Origin of the sequence: Parafrankia sp. FMc2 (assembly GCF_041008525.1) — a bacterium.
GTDB lineage: Bacteria > Actinomycetota > Actinomycetes > Frankiales > Frankiaceae > Parafrankia.
In genome coordinates this window covers 1-18,751 of the sequence record NZ_JBFLUG010000071.1, presented here as the reverse complement: position 1 = coordinate 18,751, position 18,751 = coordinate 1, and the positions used below count along the sequence as shown (strand labels likewise).

17 protein-coding genes and 1 pseudogene are annotated in these 18,751 nt (G+C 69.8%); 10 read left to right on the top strand and 8 right to left on the bottom strand.

The genetic code is table 11. The annotated features are described in order from the left end of the window. Window positions 1-9 precede the first annotated feature (9 nt). The 5 genes from AB1460_RS22395 to AB1460_RS22375 all read left to right on the top strand — a co-directional run bounded on the left by AB1460_RS22395 (window position 10) and on the right by AB1460_RS22375 (window position 5,005). On the top strand, window positions 10-1,869 hold the full coding sequence (locus AB1460_RS22395; RefSeq protein WP_368963864.1) for a diol dehydratase reactivase subunit alpha: 1,860 nt from the start codon (window positions 10-12) through the stop codon (window positions 1,867-1,869). A 3-nt stretch (window positions 1,870-1,872) separates the two neighbouring features. After that, complete coding sequence (locus AB1460_RS22390) at window positions 1,873-2,445, top strand: glycerol dehydratase reactivase beta/small subunit family protein (protein ID WP_368963863.1); 573 nt, start codon at window positions 1,873-1,875, stop codon at window positions 2,443-2,445. Beyond that, window positions 2,406-2,846, top strand: a complete 441-nt coding sequence (locus AB1460_RS22385; RefSeq protein WP_368963862.1) for a GlcG/HbpS family heme-binding protein — start codon at window positions 2,406-2,408, stop codon at window positions 2,844-2,846. Before AB1460_RS22390 ends, AB1460_RS22385 begins: the two co-directional genes overlap by 40 nt. A 65-nt stretch (window positions 2,847-2,911) precedes the next feature. Then, complete coding sequence (gene adh / locus AB1460_RS22380) at window positions 2,912-4,435, top strand: aldehyde dehydrogenase (protein ID WP_368963860.1); 1,524 nt, start codon at window positions 2,912-2,914, stop codon at window positions 4,433-4,435. Between the two features lie 57 nt (window positions 4,436-4,492). Continuing rightward, window positions 4,493-5,005 carry a DUF779 domain-containing protein gene (locus AB1460_RS22375; RefSeq protein ID WP_368963859.1) on the top strand — a complete coding sequence of 171 codons (513 nt, stop codon included), beginning with the start codon at window positions 4,493-4,495 and terminating at the stop codon, window positions 5,003-5,005. 59 nt (window positions 5,006-5,064) lie between these two features. On the opposite strand, the gene AB1460_RS22370 is transcribed toward AB1460_RS22375, so the two are convergent. Beyond that, on the bottom strand, window positions 5,065-6,621 hold the full coding sequence (locus tag AB1460_RS22370; protein WP_368963858.1) for an alpha/beta hydrolase domain-containing protein: 1,557 nt from the start codon (window positions 6,619-6,621) through the stop codon (window positions 5,065-5,067). 48 nt (window positions 6,622-6,669) lie between these two features. Here AB1460_RS22370 and AB1460_RS22365 point away from each other — a divergent pair, with 48 nt between their 5' ends. From AB1460_RS22365 to groL, 3 genes are all read left to right on the top strand, one after another. Continuing rightward, window positions 6,670-6,930 carry an SDR family oxidoreductase gene (locus tag AB1460_RS22365; RefSeq protein ID WP_368963889.1) on the top strand — a complete coding sequence of 87 codons (261 nt, stop codon included), beginning with the start codon at window positions 6,670-6,672 and terminating at the stop codon, window positions 6,928-6,930. A gap of 90 nt (window positions 6,931-7,020) precedes the next feature. Continuing rightward, window positions 7,021-8,040: a potassium channel family protein gene (locus AB1460_RS22360; protein WP_368963888.1), complete on the top strand. Its 1,020-nt coding sequence runs from the start codon at window positions 7,021-7,023 to the stop codon at window positions 8,038-8,040. A 256-nt stretch (window positions 8,041-8,296) separates the two neighbouring features. Further along, the gene (groL, locus tag AB1460_RS22355; RefSeq protein WP_368963856.1) at window positions 8,297-9,940 is read left to right on the top strand and encodes a chaperonin GroEL; all 1,644 of its coding nucleotides are present in this window, start codon (window positions 8,297-8,299) and stop codon (window positions 9,938-9,940) included. 120 nt (window positions 9,941-10,060) lie between these two features. Here the strand turns inward: groL and AB1460_RS22350 are convergent, their stop codons facing one another. The 7 genes from AB1460_RS22350 to AB1460_RS22320 all read right to left on the bottom strand — a co-directional run bounded on the left by AB1460_RS22350 (window position 10,061) and on the right by AB1460_RS22320 (window position 16,766). Next, entirely contained in the window at window positions 10,061-10,810 is a 750-nt protein-coding gene (locus tag AB1460_RS22350) for an N-acyl homoserine lactonase family protein (RefSeq protein ID WP_368963855.1), read from the bottom strand. Window positions 10,811-10,926: 116 nt separating this feature from the next. Continuing rightward, entirely contained in the window at window positions 10,927-11,145 is a 219-nt protein-coding gene (locus tag AB1460_RS22345) for a hypothetical protein (protein WP_368963854.1), read from the bottom strand. Window positions 11,146-11,153: 8 nt separating this feature from the next. Further along, a complete protein-coding gene (locus tag AB1460_RS22340; protein WP_368963852.1) occupies window positions 11,154-11,954 on the bottom strand; it encodes an ABC transporter permease in 801 nt (266 codons plus the stop codon). Further along, window positions 11,951-13,564, bottom strand: coding sequence for a sugar ABC transporter ATP-binding protein (locus AB1460_RS22335; protein ID WP_368963851.1), 1,614 nt, complete (start codon window positions 13,562-13,564; stop codon window positions 11,951-11,953). Before AB1460_RS22335 ends, AB1460_RS22340 begins: the two co-directional genes overlap by 4 nt. 64 nt (window positions 13,565-13,628) lie before the next feature. Then, on the bottom strand, window positions 13,629-14,528 hold the full coding sequence (locus tag AB1460_RS22330; protein ID WP_368963849.1) for an alpha/beta fold hydrolase: 900 nt from the start codon (window positions 14,526-14,528) through the stop codon (window positions 13,629-13,631). Then, entirely contained in the window at window positions 14,518-15,573 is a 1,056-nt protein-coding gene (locus tag AB1460_RS22325; RefSeq protein WP_368963848.1) for a hypothetical protein, read from the bottom strand. Before AB1460_RS22325 ends, AB1460_RS22330 begins: the two co-directional genes overlap by 11 nt. Window positions 15,574-15,686: 113 nt before the next feature. After that, entirely contained in the window at window positions 15,687-16,766 is a 1,080-nt protein-coding gene (locus tag AB1460_RS22320; protein ID WP_368963846.1) for a sugar ABC transporter substrate-binding protein, read from the bottom strand. 432 nt (window positions 16,767-17,198) lie between these two features. On the opposite strand from AB1460_RS22320, the gene AB1460_RS22315 reads away from it, so the two are divergent. Further along, entirely contained in the window at window positions 17,199-17,840 is a 642-nt protein-coding gene (locus tag AB1460_RS22315) for a zinc-dependent alcohol dehydrogenase (RefSeq protein ID WP_368963845.1), read from the top strand. 263 nt (window positions 17,841-18,103) lie between these two features. Continuing rightward, a pseudogene (locus AB1460_RS22310) lies at window positions 18,104-18,751 on the top strand (hypothetical protein); the annotation flags it as partial.

Below are 18,751 nucleotides of genomic sequence, written 5' to 3'. Positions count from 1 at the left end.
GACGGCACCGTGACCCTGGTCGTGGGCGTCGACATCGGCAACTCGACGACCGAGGCCTGCGTCGCCGAGATCGACGCAGACGGGCGGGAGATCTCCTGGCTCGCCGGGGCGCTCGGCGCGACGTCCGGGGTGAAGGGCACGACGGAGAACGTGTCCGGGGTCGTCGACGTCGTCCGCCGGGCCCTGGCCGCCGCCGGGCGCGACCCGGCGGCGCTCGCCACGCTGCTGGTCAACGAGGCGACTCCGGTCATCAGCGGGCTGGCGATGGACACCATCACCGAGACGATCATCACCGAGTCGACGATGATCGGGCACAACCCGCGGACGCCGGGCGGCGGCGGACTGGGCGTCGGTGTCACCGTCGCCCTCGCGGACCTGGCCGGCCGCGACCCTGCCGAGCCGGTCATCTGCGTGGTCGGCGCCGGCGTCGACTTCGACGACGCGGCGGTGGGCATCAACAGCGCGGTCGCGGCCGGGATCCAGGTCACCGGGGCCGTGGTGTGCGCCGACGACGCGAACCTGATCGCCAACCGGCTGCACGCCCCGATCCCGGTCGTCGACGAGGTCGGCCTGATCGACCGGATCCCGCTCGGGATGCTCGCCGCCGTCGAGGTAGCCCAGCCCGGGCACACCATCCGAACCCTGTCGAACTCCTACGGGATCGCGACCGTGTTCGGGCTCGACCCGGACCAGACCCGGATGGTCGCACCCGTCGCGCGGGCACTGGTGGGCAACCGGTCCGCCGTGGTGATCCGCACCCCCAGCGGGGACATCACCGACCGCACGATCCCCGCCGGCCGCCTCACCCTGATCGGCGCGACAGCCCGGCGGACGGTCGAGATCAGCGCCGGCGCCGAGGAGATCATGGCCGCGCTGCGCCGGGTCCAGCCGCTGGTCGACGCCACCGGCGAGGCCGGCACCCACGTCGGCGGGATGCTGGCCCGGGTCCACGACACCATGTCCGACCTCACCGCGACCCCCGCTGACGCGGTGCGCATCCAGGACGTTCTGGCCGTGGACACCGTCGCCCCGCAGCCGGTGACCGGCGCGCTGGCGGGCGAGTCCGCGCTGGCGAACGCGGTCGCGCTCGCCGCGATGGTGCGCACCAGCCGAGGACCGATGGAACTCCTCGCCGCCCGGCTCCGGGAGACCCTCGGCCTCGACGTGCTGATCGGTGGTGTCGAAGCCGACATGGCGGTGCTCGGCGCCCTCACCACCCCCGGTACCGACCGCCCGATCGCGGTCCTCGATCTCGGCGGCGGATCCACCGACGCGGCTGTCGCCGGACCCGGCGGCGAGGTGCGTTCCGTCCATCTGGCCGGTGCCGGCGACCTGGTCACCCGGCTGATCGACGCCGAGCTGGGGCTGCGCAACGTCGACCTCGCGGAGGAGATCAAGAAGTACCCGCTGGCGAAGGCCGAAAGCTTCTTCCACCTCCGGATGGAGGACGGCACGGTCCGCTTCCTCGCCGACCCGCTGCCCGTCGACGCGTTCGCCCGGGTCGTCGTGCTCACCGACACCGGTGTGCAGCCGATCCCCACCCGCCACACCCTCGAACGGATCCGCCAGGCGCGCCGGACCGCCAAGCACCGGGTGTTCGTGGTCAACGCGCGCCGCGCGCTGGAGATGGTGTCCCCCGGCGGCAACCTGCGCCAGCTCGGGTTCGTCGTGGTCCTCGGCGGATCCGCGCTCGACTTCGAGATCCCGGACATGATCTCCGAGGCGGTCGCGGAGTTCGGGATCGTCTGCGGGACGGGCAACGTCCGTGGTCGCGAAGGCCCGCGCAACGCGGTCGCCACCGGACTGGTAGCCCGACACGCGGCGACGGCACACGTCACGCGCGATCCCGCACCGGCCGCGGAGGTGTGACCGATGGCCACCCACCCGGAGACCCTCTCGCTCTCGTCCACGGCCCTGTCCGCGCCTTCGCCCCCGTCCCCGGCTGGGGTCGGCGACCGGCGCGTACACGACCGGCGTGCGGACCGCGAGCCACGCGGCCGACCCGCGATCGTCGTCCGCCACCACCTCGACCAGCCGGATCCGCGGCTGATCCGGGAGATCCACGCCGGAATGGAGGAGGAGGGCGTGCCCTTCCGGACCGAACCGGCCCACAGCGATCACAGTGGCCTCGGTCATCATGACGACCACGGCCGTGGCGACGATCACGGCGGCGAGGCGGCGACGCTGGCCTACGCCGCCGCCCGGGCCTCCGCTCTCGACGTCGGCGTCGGCGTGGACGCCCACGGAACCATCTGCGTACACCACGCGAAACTGCCGCCGGCCGCACCGGCGCTGACCGGCCCGGCGTCAGCCGGCCGCGTCCTCGGGCACAACGCGGCCCGCCTCGTCGTCGGGCTCCCGCTCAGGCCGTTGCCCGGTCCGCACCCACGGAAGGAGATCACGCCATGCCCGGACGTCTCGCTCTCGACCAGGCCCGCGTCCTGATCGACACCGCACTGGTCAGGGCGGACGCGGTCGGCGTGCCGATCAACGTCGCCGTGGCCGACGACGGCGGCCACCTGATGGCGTTCGCCCGCCAGGACGGCGCGATCCTCGCCAGCGTCGACATCGCCATCCGCAAGGCCCGCACCGCGGTACTGCTGCGCATGACCACCGACGAGCTGGGCAAGGCCGCCGCGGTCGGGGGCCCGCTGTACGGCATCGAGGGGACCAACGGCGGCCTGGTCGTCTTCGGCGGCGGCATCCCGCTGTTCACCCCGGACGGCGATCTGCTCGGTGCGATCGGGGTGAGCGGCGGCACCGTCGAACAGGACATCACGATCGCCCAGGCCGGCGCCGACCGCCTCGGTGCCGCTGCAACGTTTCCGCAACGCGCGCGGGCCTAACCTCCGCGCCAACCACCTCGGCCGGATCGACCGGAACCAGCAGATTCCCGAAGGAGTTCCGCGACATGACCGTCTACGCCCGCCCCGGACAGCCGGAATCCCCCACCCGTTTCGCCTCGCGCTACGACAACATCATCGGCGGCGAGTACGTGGCGCCGGCGAAGGGTCAGTACTTCGAGAACACCAGCCCGGTCACCGGCCAGCCCTTCACCGAGATCGCCCGCTCCACCGCGGAGGACGTCGAGAAGGCCCTTGACGCCGCCCACGCCGCCGCGCCGGCCTGGGGACGGACCTCGGTCGCCACCCGCGCCGACATCCTCAACAAGATCGCGGACCGGATGGAGGCGAACCTCGAACTGCTCGCCGTCGGCGAGACCTGGGACAACGGCAAGCCCGTCCGCGAGACGCTCGCCGCCGACATTCCGCTGGCCATCGACCACTTCCGGTACTTCGCGGGCGTCATCCGGGCGCAGGAGGGCTCGCTCTCCGAGATCGACGCGGACACCGTCGCCTACCACTTCGCCGAGCCACTGGGCGTTGTCGGGCAGATCATCCCCTGGAACTTCCCGCTGCTCATGGCGACCTGGAAGCTCGCGCCCGCCCTCGCGGCCGGCAACGCCGTCGTGCTCAAGCCGGCCGAGCAGACCCCGGCGTCGATCAACCTGCTGTGGGACCTGATCGGCGACCTGCTGCCACCCGGCGTCCTCAACGTCGTGCAGGGCTTCGGCGTCGAGGCGGGCAAGCCGCTCGCGTCCTCGCCGCGCATCGCGAAGATAGCCTTCACCGGCGAGACGACCACCGGACGTCTGATCATGCAGTACGCGAGCCAGAACCTGATCCCGGTCACCCTCGAACTCGGCGGCAAGAGCCCGAACATCTTCTTCCGGGACGTCCTCGCCGAGCACGACGACTTCCAGGACAAGTGTCTGGAGGGCTTCACTATGTTCGCCCTCAACCAGGGCGAGGTCTGCACCTGCCCGTCGCGTGCCCTGATCGACCGCGAGATCTTCGACGACTTCCTCGACGCGGCGGCGATCCGCACGAAGGCGGTCCGACAGGGCAACCCGCTCGACACCGAGACCATGGTCGGTGCGCAGGCCAGTGCCGACCAGCTGGAGAAGATCCTCTCCTACATCGACATCGGTCGGAAAGAAGGCGCCCGCCTCGTCCTCGGCGGCGAACGCGCCGAGCTCGGCGGCGATCTGGCGGGCGGCTACTATGTCCAGCCGACGATCTTCCAGGGCGACAACCGGATGCGGATCTTCCAGGAGGAGATCTTCGGCCCGGTGGTGTCGGTGACCTCCTTCGACGGCTACTCCGACGCGATCGCCCAGGCGAACGACACCCTGTACGGGCTCGGCGCCGGCGTGTGGACCCGAGACGGCACCACCGCCTACCGTGCCGGCCGCGACATCCGCGCGGGACGCGTCTGGACGAACTGCTACCACCTTTACCCTGCGCACGCGGCCTTCGGTGGTTACAAGCAGTCCGGCATCGGCCGGGAGAACCACCGGATGATGCTCGACCACTACCAGCAGACGAAGAACCTGCTCGTCAGCTACTCCCCCAAGGCGATGGGCTTCTTCTAGGAGACAGACCATGGCGAACACCGGAGGACTCGTCCGACTCGTCCCGGGGAGGCGATCATGACCGACGTCCGAAGGATGGCGGCGCGGCGGGTGGATGCCACCCCCGCGGCGCTCGCCATGCTGCGGCGACTCGCCGCGGAGCACGGCCCGCTGATGATCCACCAGTCCGGTGGATGCTGCGACGGGTCGTCCCCGATGTGCTACCCGCGCGGCGAGTTCCTCGTCGGCGACCGCGACGTCCTGCTCGGGGTCCTCGGCACGGACGGCGCGCAGGACAGCGCGGGGCCGGCAGGGGACAGTGCCACCGGTGACGGTGCCGCCGGTGACGGTGCCGCCGGTGACGGTGCCGCCGGTGACGCGGGCGACAGCATCCCAGGCGGCGGTGTGCCCGTGTACATCGGAGCGGCCCAGTTCGAGTACTGGTCCCACACCCACCTGACGATCGACCTCGTCCCGGGGCGCGGCGCCGGTTTCAGCCTGGAGGCGCCCGAGGGCTACCGCTTCCTTACCCGGTCCCGCCTGTTCACCGACTCCGAGGTGGCCCGGCTGGACGCCGTGCGGCCTGACTGACGTCGCGCTGCCCGCCCCCGCTGCCCGCGGGTACGGGTACGGGCAGCGCGACTACCGGGTCAGGGAATGTCGCTGCGGCGGGCCTCCACGATCGTCGCGGCGGCGTCCGCCTGGACGACGTATCCCCGGGCGACGTTGCGCGCCGCCGCCGCGGTGACCTTGCCGACGTAGTCGGCGTGCGACCGGTACAGCTGGTTGAGGGTCGCCTCGTCGAAGGGCACGTGGGTGCCGTACAGGATGCAGAAGCTCTCTCCGCCGTTGACGCCGGTGTTCACCGCGGTCGGCACGTCCACCGCGGCCAGCCGGATACCGCCGAGGGCGATCCCGCGCCCGTCCCGGGCGAGCACCTGCCGGCCGTCCGGGCCGGTGGTGAACGTCAGGCCGGGCGCGGAGGGCGGGGCGGCCCCGAAGCGGGCCCACCGTGCGAGGTGGTCGATCGCCGTATTGGTCACGTGGTGCAGCGGCACCCGGCTGAACGGGGGGCTGGTGCAGTCGGGTGCCGTCACCCCCTCGGGATAGTCCCGCTCCAGCAGGCGGTCCAGGGCCGACTGGATGTTCTCGTCGAAGTGGGAGGTCCCGGCGACCTCCCAGCGGCGGAAGGTCACCGAGTCCGGTGTGGTGGACGGCGTGCGGACGTCGGTCTCACTCAGCACCTGCAGGACCTTCAGGTCGACATCCGTGCGCAGCGCACCGCCGCCGACCGTGAGCAGCAGCGAGTCGATCACCGTGTGGAGCGGGTGGATCGCGTTGTGGTAGACGGCGAGCCGCCCGGCGGACTGGGAGGCGCCGACCGCCATCACGTGCCGGGCCGTCAGCGCGCCGAGCGGCCGGACCTGCTTCGGGCTGCGCAGCGCCTGCACCGCCTGGGAGAAGATGTCGTAGGACAGCGAGTCCGGGGGTGTGACGGTGCCGCCGGCGGTGGTGTCCAGGCTGCCGTAGCGGTCCGGGTTCCAGGCCTTGAGATGGTTCACGCCGCCGGTCTGCGCCGAGACGCCGACCCAGGCGTAGCCCTCGCGCAGAAAGTGCTCCCGGTGCGGGAGCCAGGCGGCCTCGATGTCGTAGCCGGCCGAGACGTTCAGCCACTCGACCACCACCACGCCGTTGAAGCGCCGCGGGTCCACCGGACGCCGCACGATCAGCCGCGAAGTGTAGGGGATGTCCGGCGTCGCGACCGTCGCGTCCGCCAACGTGGGGATCGTGTAGATGTTGGCCTTGCCCCTGAACGAGAACTCCTCCTCGACGTACCCGTGCCTGCGCAGATCCGTGTCGCTCAGGAACGGCGTCGACTGCGCGGTGGTCGGGATCGCGGTCACGGCCGGGTTCGGCACGGCCGGGTTCGGCACGGCCGGGTTCGGCACGGCCGGGTTCGGCACGGCCGGGTTCGGCACGGCCGGGTTCGGCACGGCCGACGGGGCCGGCCGTCCTTGTGTGGACGGCGCGGGTGGCACGGACGGCGACGCGGGCGTGGCGTCCGCCGGTAACCGGACGACGGCAGCCGATGTGGCCGCGGGAGCCGCGGCGGCACTGACCGCGGGCACCGCGACACCCAGCGGAACAATCATGGACGCCGCGACGAACCCGGCGCTGGCCACACGGCCCAGAGGCGAGCGGGGCATAGCGCTCCTTCCCATCACGGTCGGGCCGAGCGCCCAGCCGACACCACGATCGGTGAACACGCCGCGACAGGCCGACAAAACACCACCTTTCGGCTAGCCCAAAAGGACAGTCACGTCCCAGTCGCCCAACAGCACCCGGAGGACTTCGACGCCTTCGTCCGGCGGGATCTCCCGGCGGGCCGGCTGGGAACCGTCGAGGAGATCTCGGATGTGGTGACCTTCCTGCTCTCCGATCGGGCCAGCCGGGTGAACGGCACCGACCTCGCCGTCGACGGTGCCCAGGGCCGCCCCAGCGCCCGCGGCTACTGAATTCTCGGCAGACACGCCTCCGCGCATCCCGGCCGGGGGCTGTCGGCCGGGATGCGCGGGACGCGCGGGAGACTGGCGGGCGTGGCGAGGATGCGGGATGGCGAGCGGACGCACGCGGGCGTCTCGGTACCGCGGCCGCACGGCGGTGGGCCGGCGCGGGCGATCCTGCGGCGGCTGGCGGCGGCCCTGCTGATTCTCGTGGGGACCGTGCTCGTGGTCTACCTGGGGCGGGACGGCTACGCCGACAACCAGGGGAACCCGCTGAGCCTGCTGGACGCCGCCTACTATGCGACGGTCAGCCTGTCGACGACCGGCTACGGCGACATCGCTCCGCTCACACCGAGCGCACGCCTGGTCAACGTCCTGGTGGTCACCCCGGCCCGGGTGATCTTTCTGATAGTGCTGGTCGGCACGACCCTGGAGGTGCTGACCGAGCGTTCCCGGGAGGCGTTCCGGGTCGAACGGTGGAGGAGACGAGTGGACCAGCACGTGGTGGTGGTCGGCTATGGCGTGAAGGGCCGCAGCGCGGTCCGGGCGCTGCGCGAGGACGGCGTGCCCGCGGAACAGATCGTCGTCGTCGACCCCGACCGCCGGGCCCTCACCGACGCGGGGCGCGACGGGTACACGACCGTCGTCGGGTCGGGCACCCATTCCGCCGTGCTGCGCGAGGCGCTGGCGGACCGCGCCCACGCTGTGATCATCGCCACGAACTCCGACGAGGCGAACGTCCTGATCACCCTGACGGCGCGGGAGCTGGCTCCGAACGCGGTGATCTCGGCGGCTGTCCGCGAGGCGGAGAACATCCCTCTGCTGCGCCGCGGCGGGGCGGACCAGGTCGTGACCAGTTCGGACGCCGCCGGGCGGATGCTGGGGCTCGCGACCCGCAGCCCGCAGGTCGTCGACGTGTTCGAGGACCTGCTGACCTCCGACGCGGGGCTGCGGCTGGCGGAGCGCCCCGCGGCCGCGGACGAGGTCGGGCGCGGCCCCCGGGAATGCTCGGATCCGGTGCTCGCCGTCATCCGGGACGGCCGTCTGCTGCGGTTCGACGACCCGGCCGCGACCCCGATCCACGCCGGCGACCGGCTGATCACCGTTCGCGACGTCGGTTGACACCCCGCGGGACGAGCTCCTGCCGGGAAGACGACCACCCCCCGACATCGGTACCGGGGGTAGACCTTGGGTGGTCGCGGTGTCGCTGTCGGCACGGCCGGTCCCTATAAAGTTGCTGGCACTCAGCTAGGTCGAGTGCCAACCTCTGGTGTGACGGCGCCGGGGCCCACCTGGCCCGGCGTCTGGCGTCGTCAGGCACCCGCCAGCGACCGGCATTCCTCCGCGCAGGCCTGCCCCCCAGGAGGACTCACCACGCATGTCTAAGATCATCGCGTTCGACGAGGAGGCACGGCGCGGCCTGGAGCGCGGCATGAACCAGCTGGCCGACGCGGTCAGGGTCACGCTGGGCCCCAAGGGCCGCAACGTCGTCCTCGAGAACAGGTTCGGGCTGCCCACGATCACCAATGACGGCGTGAGCATCGCGCGCGAGGTCGAGCTCGAGAACCCGTACGAGAAGATCGGCGCGGAACTCGTCAAGGAAGTGGCGAAGAAGACCAACGACGTCGCGGGTGACGGCACCACCACCGCGACGATCCTGGCCCAGGCGCTGGTGCGCGAGGGCCTGCGCAACGTCGCCGCCGGCGCGAACCCCCTCGACCTGAAGAAGGGCATCGAGGCCGCCGTCGAGCGCGTCTGCGCGGAGCTCGTCGCCGCTGCCCGGGAGGTGGAGACGAAGGAGCAGATCGCCGCCACGGCGTCCATCTCCGCCGGCGACCCGGCCATCGGCGACATGATCGCCGAGGCCCTGGACAAGGTCGGCCGGGAAGGCGTCATCACCGTCGAGGACAGCAACACCTTCGGCCTGGAGCTCGAGCTCACCGAGGGCATGCGCTTCGACAAGGGCTACATCTCGCCGTACTTCGTCACCGACGCCGACCGCCAGGAGACCGTCCTCGAGGACCCGTACCTCCTGATCACCACCGGCCGGATCTCATCGGTCAAGGACCTCGTCCCGCTGATGGAGAAGGTGGCCCAGACCGGGCGGCCACTGGTGATCATCGCGGATGACATCGAGGGCGAGGCCCTGGCGACCCTGGTCGTGAACAAGATCCGCGGCACCTTCCGGAGCGCCGCGGTGAAGGCCCCCGGTTTCGGTGACCGCCGCAAGGCCGTGCTCACCGACGTCGCCGTGCTCACCGGCGGCCAGCTGATCTCCGAGGACGTCGGCCTCACCCTGGAAGGCACCACGGTCGAGCTGCTGGGCCGGGCTCGCAGGGTGGTCATCACGGCCGACGAGACCACGATCGTCGAGGGCGCCGGCGACCCGGACCAGATCACCGGGCGCGTCAACCAGCTCCGGGCCGAGATCCCGACCGCCGACACGGACTTCGACCGCGAGAAGCTGCAGGAGCGGCTGGCGAAGCTCGCCGGCGGCGTCGCGGTCATCAAGGTCGGCGCGGCCACCGAGGTCGAGCTCAAGGAGAAGAAGCACCGCATCGAGGACGCCGTCTCGAACGCGAAGGCAGCCGTCGAGGAGGGCATCGTCGCCGGCGGTGGTGTCGCCCTGCTGCAGGCGTCCACCCGTGCGTTCGAGAACCTGGGCCTGACCGGCGACGAGGCGACCGGGGCACGGATCGTCGAGCAGGCGCTCGCCGCGCCGCTGCAGCAGATCGCCTACAACAGCGGTCTGGAAGGCGGGGTGGTGGTCGAGAAGGTGCGGGGCCTGCCGACCGGCCACGGCCTGAACGCGGCCACCGGCGAGTACGTCGACATGATCGCCGCCGGGATCATCGACCCGGTGAAGGTCACCCGCTCGGCGCTGCAGAACGCCGCGTCGATCACCGGGCTCTTCCTGACCGTCGAGGTCGTCGTGGCGAACTCCCCGGCCACGGCCGCAGCGGAGGCGGCAGCGGACGCCGCCGCCATGGCCGGCGGGATGGGCGGCGGCATGGGTATGTGACGCTCACCAGGCGCCGCGGCGCGGCTCGGGCCGCCTGACCCCGCACTCGTCGCCGCGGCGTCGGCGGCCCGGCCGGGCCCCTCCCGCGACCGCTGGAGCGCACCAGCTTCTGGCGGAGTACTACCTGAATCGGCCGCGCTCGAGAACGCGGAAGTCGTGACTGGGGATGACCTCACAGCCCAGTCCCTGGATCCTCTCGATGCTGGCCTCGTAGGCAACGAGGTCCGTGTAGAGACCGACGGGAATCGGCCGCCCCTCAGCGTCGCCGTCCCAGTTCTCGTACAGGTAGACCGTGTCGCCCCCGATCAGATAGGTCTGCGATTCGGCTTCGACCAGGACACCCTGGGAACCGGGAGTGTGACCGGGCAGACTCACTGTCGACACGCCCGGCGCGACCGTGACGTCGCCATGGACGGGGCTGATCTGGTGCTCGGCTCTGCGCCATGCTGCCTCGACACCCGGCAACGCCTCGAACTGCCGCCGGTGCCAGGTCACGGGATTCTTCGCGAAATCGAGTTCCCGCTGCTGAACAACGACTTCAGCGTTTGGGAACAGGTGGTTGTTCGAACTGTGGTCCCAGTGCAGATGTGTGTTGACGACCAGCCGCACGTCATGGGGGTCGATACCGATGTTGCGCAGGCTGGTGTCGGGGCGCTCGTCGGGCGTCTGCTCAAGCACCAGATTGTGATGTTCTTCGGCCCTCGACGGATCTGCCCCGGTGTCCACCACGACCGGGAAGTCACCCCCCTCGATCACGAACATGATGAGGGGGAGATCCTGCTTGGCGCCCCAGTTGCACATGTAGGTGAACGACGGCTTGGGAAGCCCGTACGCGCGACCAACGCACAGAGCGCGGATGGTGAGTGACACCTTGGCTCATTTCCTCGAAGCTCGGCTGGCGCTGATGAAGGCGACGTCCTGCCGCCGATCGTGTCATGCTCGATGGGGTTTCGACGGCCCGTCCACAGGGGCCGACCGGTGTCGGCTCAGCGTCGGCTGCGCGCCAGGGAGTCGAGCGAGACCGCGATCAACAGAATCGCCCCCTGGATGAGGAGCTGCTTCGAGGTGTCGAGCGCCAGCGCGGAGAAGACGTTGTTGATCGTTCCCCAGAGCAGGATCCCCACCACGGTTCGCCAGATGGCGCCCTCGCCGCCCATCAGCGCCGTTCCCCCGATGATGACGATCGCGATGGCATCCAGGGTCACCGTGGGACCTATGTTCGCCTGGCGTTCGCCTGGCCGACGCTCGTCTGCGACGCGACGATCATCCCGCCCAGCGCGGCACACATCGAAACGATGGCGAAGGTGCTTGTTCGGACGACGTTCACCCGCATACCCGCGAGCCGGGAGGCTTCGAGGTTGCCTCCGACCGAGTAGATGGAGCGGCCGTAGACGGTGCGGGCAAGGATGAATCCGAACACGCCGATCACCACCACCAGCACCCATGTTGCGACCCATATGCCGCCCCACTTCCCGGTGCCAAGCGTTTCGAAGCCCGCCTTGGTGGAGACCACGGGCTGCGAGTCGGAGTACCAGTAGGTGGCTCCCGAGAAGAGCGACGCGGTCGCGAGTGTCGCGATGAAGGAGTTGACCTTGAGGACGGTCACCGCCAGGCCGTTGATGATACCGATGAGGATCGTGCACAGGAACGCGAGCCACAGGGGCATGGAGTTGGACAGGCTCGCGTAGACGACCGACGCGCCGGCGAACACCGCGGCGGCCGAGAGGTCGAAGCCGCCGCAGATGATCGCGAAGGTCATTCCAACCGCGACAATGGCGGTCGGCGTCACCTGGGCCACCATGTTGTTCAGGTTCTGCGGATCGAGGAACTGCGTGTAGATGACCCGGGCGAACACGAAGGTCAGCAGCAGAACCCACACCATGCCGTACCGCAGTCCGAAGATCCGTGACAGGCTCGTTCTGATGCGGCTTTCGAGGGTGGTTGTCGTCGGCGAGGAGGGCGGCGGGGAGGATGCCCTGCCGTCGACAACCTCATTGGTCACTATGTTGGTCACGAAACCTTCTCCTCGAGCTGCGACTCATACCGTTGCGCCTGGGCCGGCTGGTCGTTGGGATTGTCGGAACCGAAGGCAAGGGTGAGGATTCCCTGCGGCGAGATCGGAGCCGTCGCGGCGTCGAGGACCCCGACCTGCGCCCCCTCGCTGAGAACGACGACGCGGTCGGCGGAAGCCGCGATCTCCTCGAGCTCGGAGGACACCATCACGACCGAGAGGCCACCTGCGGCCATCTCCTCCAGGGACCGGAGAATCTCGGACCTGGCGCCGACGTCGATCCCGCGAGTCGGCTCGTCTGCGAGCAGCAGCCTCGGCTGCACGTATCGCCAACGGGCGAGCAACAGCTTCTGCTGGTTCCCACCCGAAAGGTGGGTTGCCGGATCACGTAGGCGGGTCGACGAAAGACCGAACGCCTGCCCGTGCCCGCGGGTGGCCGCCTCAACAGATCGAGGCGAGACCACGCCCCACCGTCTGGCCCCGCGAAAGTTGCTCAGCGCGATGTTGTCCATCGCGGGCATCGCGAGCACGAGGCCCTGGGTCTTACGATCCTCGGGCAGCAGCGCGATGCCGTGACGAAGCGCCCTGCGCACCGTGTGAGGCCACGGGACCTCCTCACCGTCGATCCACATGCGGCCCCGGGCACGTGGTTCGACGCCAGCCAGCGCTCGGAGGACCGTCGATCTCCCGGAACCCACCAGCCCGCCCAGGCCCAGGATCTCGCCGGGCAGGACCTCGAACTCGATGCCCGACACGACGCCTGGCACGGTCAGCCCGGAGACCGCGAGAGTCGGCCGCTGGCCGCCACGGCGATGTGAACGCCGGGGCGTGGCCTCCTTCGGAACACCCGTTGCCTCGTGGGAGAACTCCGCGGCCAGGCGCGGATCGACGTGCTTGCCGAGCATGGCATCGATGATCGACGCCTTCGTGAACTCGACGCGAGGCCCGTCAGCGACGACGGCCCCGTCCCTGAACACGGTGATGTGATCCGAGATCGCAAGCACCTCGTCCAGGTTGTGGCTCACCAGCACAACCGTGACACCGTCGGCGCGCAACCTGCGGATGGTGCTGAAGAGCGCCTCCCGTTCGGAGCTGGCAAGCGATGCCGTCGGCTCGTCGAACAGGATGATCCTGGCTTCCGTGACGAGCGCGCGCAGGATCTCGATCATCTGCTGTTCGCCGACGGACAACGACCGCGCCAGGGTGTGGGGAGGGTGGGCGGCAACACCGACGCGGCCGCAGAGTTCGAGGTAGCGCGCCCGCATCTCACGTTCGGAGAGCAGTCCGAACCGCGCGAGGGGATGACCGAGGAAGAGATTGGCCTCGACCGTGAGGGCGGGGATGATCGTCAACTCCTGGTAGATCGCGAACACCCCGGCAGCCCTGGCGAACCGCGGGTGTCCGCCACGTAGCTCGTGACCGAAGACGCGCACGTCACCGGAGCTCTTCGCGATGCGTCCGGCGATGACACCCAGGGCCGTCGACTTGCCGGCACCGTTCTCTCCGACCAGGGCGTGCACGGTACCGGCCTGGATGCGCAGGTCAACCCCGCGAAGCGCCTGAGAGCGACCGAAGGTCTTCACGAGTTTCGATACGACGACTGCGTCAGTCACAACACATCACCATTTCCTGGAGTTGGCAGGCAGCCACTCGCGGCCCTTGAGGATTGCGGGCGATTCACCCGGAGCTCGCGTGGCGGAGCCCGTTCGCTCGCTGCGGGCGCCCGCGAACATGCCGCGGCAGACGACCTCCTGAGCTCCGGTGGAGGTCGGCAGTGCCAGGCCTCAGGAGACGGGTGTCGTGGCCTGCGCTCTCACCGTGCCCGCATCGGCGGCCAGCCGACGCGACCTCAACCAGGCGTGCGACAAGCTGGTCCGGCGCCGAATAGAACAACGAGTGGTCACACCGGAGCCGCACGGCGTCACCGAGAAAGTTCGCACGCCCCTCCTGGTAGGCGGGCGCCATCGCGAGGTCCTCGGTGCACACGACGTACGAGGAGGGCACCGACCGCCAGGCCGGTTCGACGATCGCCTCGTTCATGCAGGCAAAGTGCATCGGGCGCAACCGGCCAAGAACGTCCTTGATCTGCGCGGCCGTGCACATGCCGTAGAAGGCCGGAACCGCCCGCACCGGGTCGAGCCCGAAGGTCACGCCGTCCTCGTGGACCGCAAGGGATGACTCCAGTTCGGGCGTCGTGAGCTGGGGAACGACATCGCTCGCAGCCTGACCCGCGTCAGGCATCGACGCCGCGCAGTACATGAGCGCGTCCGCCTCATGACCGCCTGCGGTGATGACGACCCCGCCGTAGCTGTGCCCTACGACCAGGACCGCCTCGCACGACTCCTTCATGGCCCTCACGGCAGAGCGGACCACGTCGGCGTCGTTCGACAACGATGTCAACGGCAGGTCGACAGCGTGGACCTCGAGACCCGCCGACCGCACGGGGTCGACGACATTCTCCCAGCACCACGAGCCATGGCACGCGCCGTGGACCAGGACCACGCCGATCCTGCGGCCACCGAGTGCCGGGGTGATGCGTTGCATGTCGCGGGGCCCCTCGTCGTCGTCAGCTGGCACCGGCGGTAGCCATGTCGATTCCCGCCGTTATCGGTGCGGGCTCGAGCAGAACCCCCTCCGCCCAGGCATGGATGCGGTTCCAGAACGTCAGTCGAGTGCTGGCAAAGTTGTGCATGTGACCCATGCACGGTTGCATGTAGACCGTCACGTCACTGGACTGGAGATACGCAGCAGGCTCCGAGCGGGGATGGGGAGCCACGTCCCGCTCCCCCACTCCGACGAAAACCGGAGCACGGATCATCGCCGCCTCCGCGGCGACGGCACCCGGCGACATCATCGTCATACTCGACGGCGGGATGACATCGGTTGCCCAGAACGGAAGCCGCCCGCGTCGCAGCGGATAGTCGACCAGGTCGGCGAGCACCAGCTCGCGTGCCACGTCGTCATAATGGAATCCTGAAGCAGTTGCCGGGAGGCCGTGTTCGTCAGGAGCCATCTCGGGCATCGCTGTCGTGTGAAGCGCACGGGTCATGACGCCGACATCCGTTCCCCGGGGGAAATAGACCGGGGTGCTCCGCGGGGCGCCTGGTGGCAGCCAGCTGACGGCGTGGCGTGCCGACCAGCCGAGAACACCGACCGCCTGGAACGTGTGGTTCTGCCCCTGCTGGAGAATGAGGAGTGCTGCGCCCATCGACTGACCCAGACCGAGGACCCGCGCCGATTCCACCGTCGGGAGGTCGTCTCTGCCCCCCGGCGCGGAGAGCAGTCTCAGCACGCCGCGCACTGTGGACTCGTTCGCGTCGACGAGGTGCTGCCAGGTCACCTCGGCCATGTCCCTGACGCGCGTGCTCCCACCGCAACCGAGATGATCGACGGCGACGAAGATCCAGCCGCGCGAGGTGTGCAGCTCCGCCTGGCTGGGCGTGCCATCGCCGAGGAGGTCACGCGTGAAGTAGGACCGGTTGTAGCCCCCGCCGGTGAAGGCGAAGCAGATCACCGGGTCCGCGGGAACCTCATCAGGGAGGCAGATCGTCGCAGCGGTCGTCAGCCCGGCCTGCTGCCCTACCTCTGGTGCCACATCGATATCGACGTCGACCGTGCGCATGTGAACGTTCCTCGCCTGATGAAGTGAGTGGAACCTGATCTGCAGAGAGGTTGCGTCCCGAAGAACCGCCGAGGGAGCCGGCGCGGTGGTTCCACGCCGGCCCCCTGGTGCCGTCAGTAGCGCGGCGTGAAGTCGTCCGCGTTGTCCCTGGTGATGACCACTGGATCCTCGACGGTTCCGTACTCATCCGGAATGTTGGAGATGAAGCGCGGGGTGTCCTCACCCATCTGCGCCGAGTGCACAGTCTCGACCAGAAGCCTGCCGTACTCATCGGGGAAGTACGGGAGCGTGAACGTCATGTTGCCGTTCTTCACCTGGTCGACGCTGTAGGAGGTCGCTCCCTGATCGGCAAGCCCAACCTTGCCGAGCATGTCCACCGACTCCATCGCGGTCACCACCGAGCGCGTGACGTCCGGGGAGAACGATGACAGGACGGCGGTGACATCCGGGTTGGCGCTCAGGTAGTCGCGCGTCGCGCTCAGCGCCTTCGGCGTGGTCCAGTCCGTGTAGACAAAGTTCACGTCGAAGTCGGGGTTCGTCCCCGCAAGCTCCGCCACGGCCTGCTTCTGGTTGATCACGAGCGGGTCGAGTTCCGGTCCCGTCACGAGCGCAACCTTCTGTGCGCCCGGGAACGCCCTGATCGCGTTCTGCAGGAAGGCCTTGGTGTAGGTGTAGGTCGTGTCACCCGCGATCGTCGCGAGCGTTCCCGGCACCCAGAGCTCGTCGCCCGCGGGCTTCGTGCTCGTGTCGCACGGGGTGCCCGTGGTCAGCACCAGGACCCCGGCGGCGGGGAGCACCCTGGTCATCGCGGCACATTCCGAGGCACCCACGAGCGGCTCCACCGCCGCGACGTCGTACGTCCCGTTCGTCGCCGCCGTCTGGAGCTGGTTGAGCTGCTTGTTGAGGTCGAACTGTCCGTCGATGGGTTCGATCGTGTAGCCGTACTTCACCGCGGCATCCTGGGCGCCCTTGAGCAGCGACTGGTTGAAGGCGGTCGCCGCGCTCTGCAGGAACAACCCGATCTTCAGGTCACCCTGGGGGAGCTCGATCGTCTTGCCGTCCCCGATGTCTACTCCGGCCGTCCCGCTCGCCGTACCGCCGTCTGGCTCCGAGTCAGCTGCCCCACAGCCGGCGAGGGCCAGCGCGCCCGTGAGCGCCAGCGCTAAGCCAGCGGTCTTCAACGATGCCTTCAACGCGCATCCTTCCTTGCGATCACGCCACTCAGAGGCGGCGCCCGGCGCTGACACGTGACGTGTCCCACCTGGCGATGATTCGTATTTACGAACGCACGTTCCTTTTTACGACTAGGTGTCGCGAAAGTAGTTGCGGAATCCACTACGTGTCAAGAGTCACAACGCATCGGATCCGTCCCCGATCTTGTGATCAGACTGACCACTGGACGGCGCTCTAACCAGGACCGATGATCTGTGATCATGTGCCGGGCGCCTCTCCGGCCCCGGGGGTCTCCTGCCGCACCTGGCGGCTCTCGTTGTCGATCGGCTTGACAGGTCTGGTGATCGGCGGCGGGTGCGGGCTCGTGTTCGCGGGGCGGCTGGCGCTTGCCCGGGGTGCGCGGTGGTCTCGGAGCCGGTGCACGGGCGGGGCGGTATCGCCGCCGGTCGGGCATGGTGGAGCAGTTCCGGGCGCCCGCGCACAAGGTCCTCGAGGTACCGGCTGGGCTCGACGTCGCGAACGCCTCGCTGGCCGAGCCCGCCGCGGTCTCCTGGCACGGGGTCCGCCTCGGCGGAGCCGCGCCGGGCCGGACCGTCGCCGTCGTCGGCGGCGGGTCGATCGGTCAGCTCGCGGCGGCTGCCACCCAGACCCAGGGTGCCGACGAGCTCGTACTCGCGTCCCGGTACCCGCACCAGCACGAGATCCGCGAGCGGCTCGGGGTCGGTGAACCCACGGAGGGCGCGCTCTACGACGTGGTGATCGAGGCCACCGGCTCACCCAGCGCCCTGCAGCGAAGCATCGAACTGCTGAAGCCCGGCGGGACGATCGCCCTGCTCGGCGTGTACTTCGACGGCATGGACCTCCCCCATTCGGCGCTACGCGGCAAGGAGGTCACCCTCGTCGTCTCCATGGGGTACTGCGGGCACGCCGGCCGCCGGGAAATGCTCCAGGCCGCCCAGATGCTCGCCGCCCGCCCCGAAATCCCGGACGCGCTCATCACCCACTGTTTCCCACTGGCGGACGCCGCCGAGGCGTTCCGGGTGGCGTACGACCGCAGCACCGGCGCCGTCAAGGTCGTCGTCGAGGTCTCCTGAACCGGCTCCGCTGAACCGGCTCCGCGCATTCCGCACGTCCGCCACTGAGGTCGCGGCCAGGCGATCGTCCTGCACACCCAAGAAGGCGACTCAATGACGGGAGGTGTCCACCGAACTACTTCTTTGTGAAAACCGAACGACACATCTCTCGGATGGCGTGCCGCCCCAGTAGCGTTCGGTCACGGACAATCAGGGCATGAGGGGCTTTTCGCCCTCTCCGCACCGTGTCCGAGCGCCCGTTGCCGAGCCGCGAGGTGAGACTGGTGACTGATGCCCAGCAGGACCCGCCCGAGGCGTTTCTCGCGGCCTGGCAACGGGAGCGCCGCGGCCGCCGGCCCCGCGCCGGCGTCTCCGGCCGCTCCTGGGTCGTGCTCACCACCGTCGCGGTCGTCGTCAGCGCCACGGCTGTGGGGGTCGGCCTGGGCTCGCCGTTCTCCCCTTTCGCTACGGAGCGGACGTCCGAGGGGCTGCGCCCGGCCCCGATGACGACACCGGTCGGGGCGGACGAACCCGTCGAGGCCGTGCCGGTCGTCCCGCTGGTACCGCGGCGCGGCAGCGGGACAACCGGTGTGGCAGAAGGCGCCGGCGGTACCGGGACCACCGTGGGTGCGGGCACCGCCGACGGCACCGGGAACGCCGGTGGCACCGGCGGGTCGGCCGCCGCGGACACCGGCCGACCGTCCAGCTCGACCAGTCGTGGGCCGACCCGTGCCGCCGGCGCGACGCGGTCCGGCACGTCCGCGGACAGCCGGCCCGCGCCCGTCCCGCCTCCCGTGGGGGCAGCCGTCAGCCTTGCTCTCGAGGCAACCCTCGTGCCTCCGCCCGCCGTGCCCGAGCCAGTGCCCGGGCACGGGCACGGGCATGGCGGGCGGAGGCACGGGCATCGGCCCGTGTGCCCGTGCCCGCGTGAC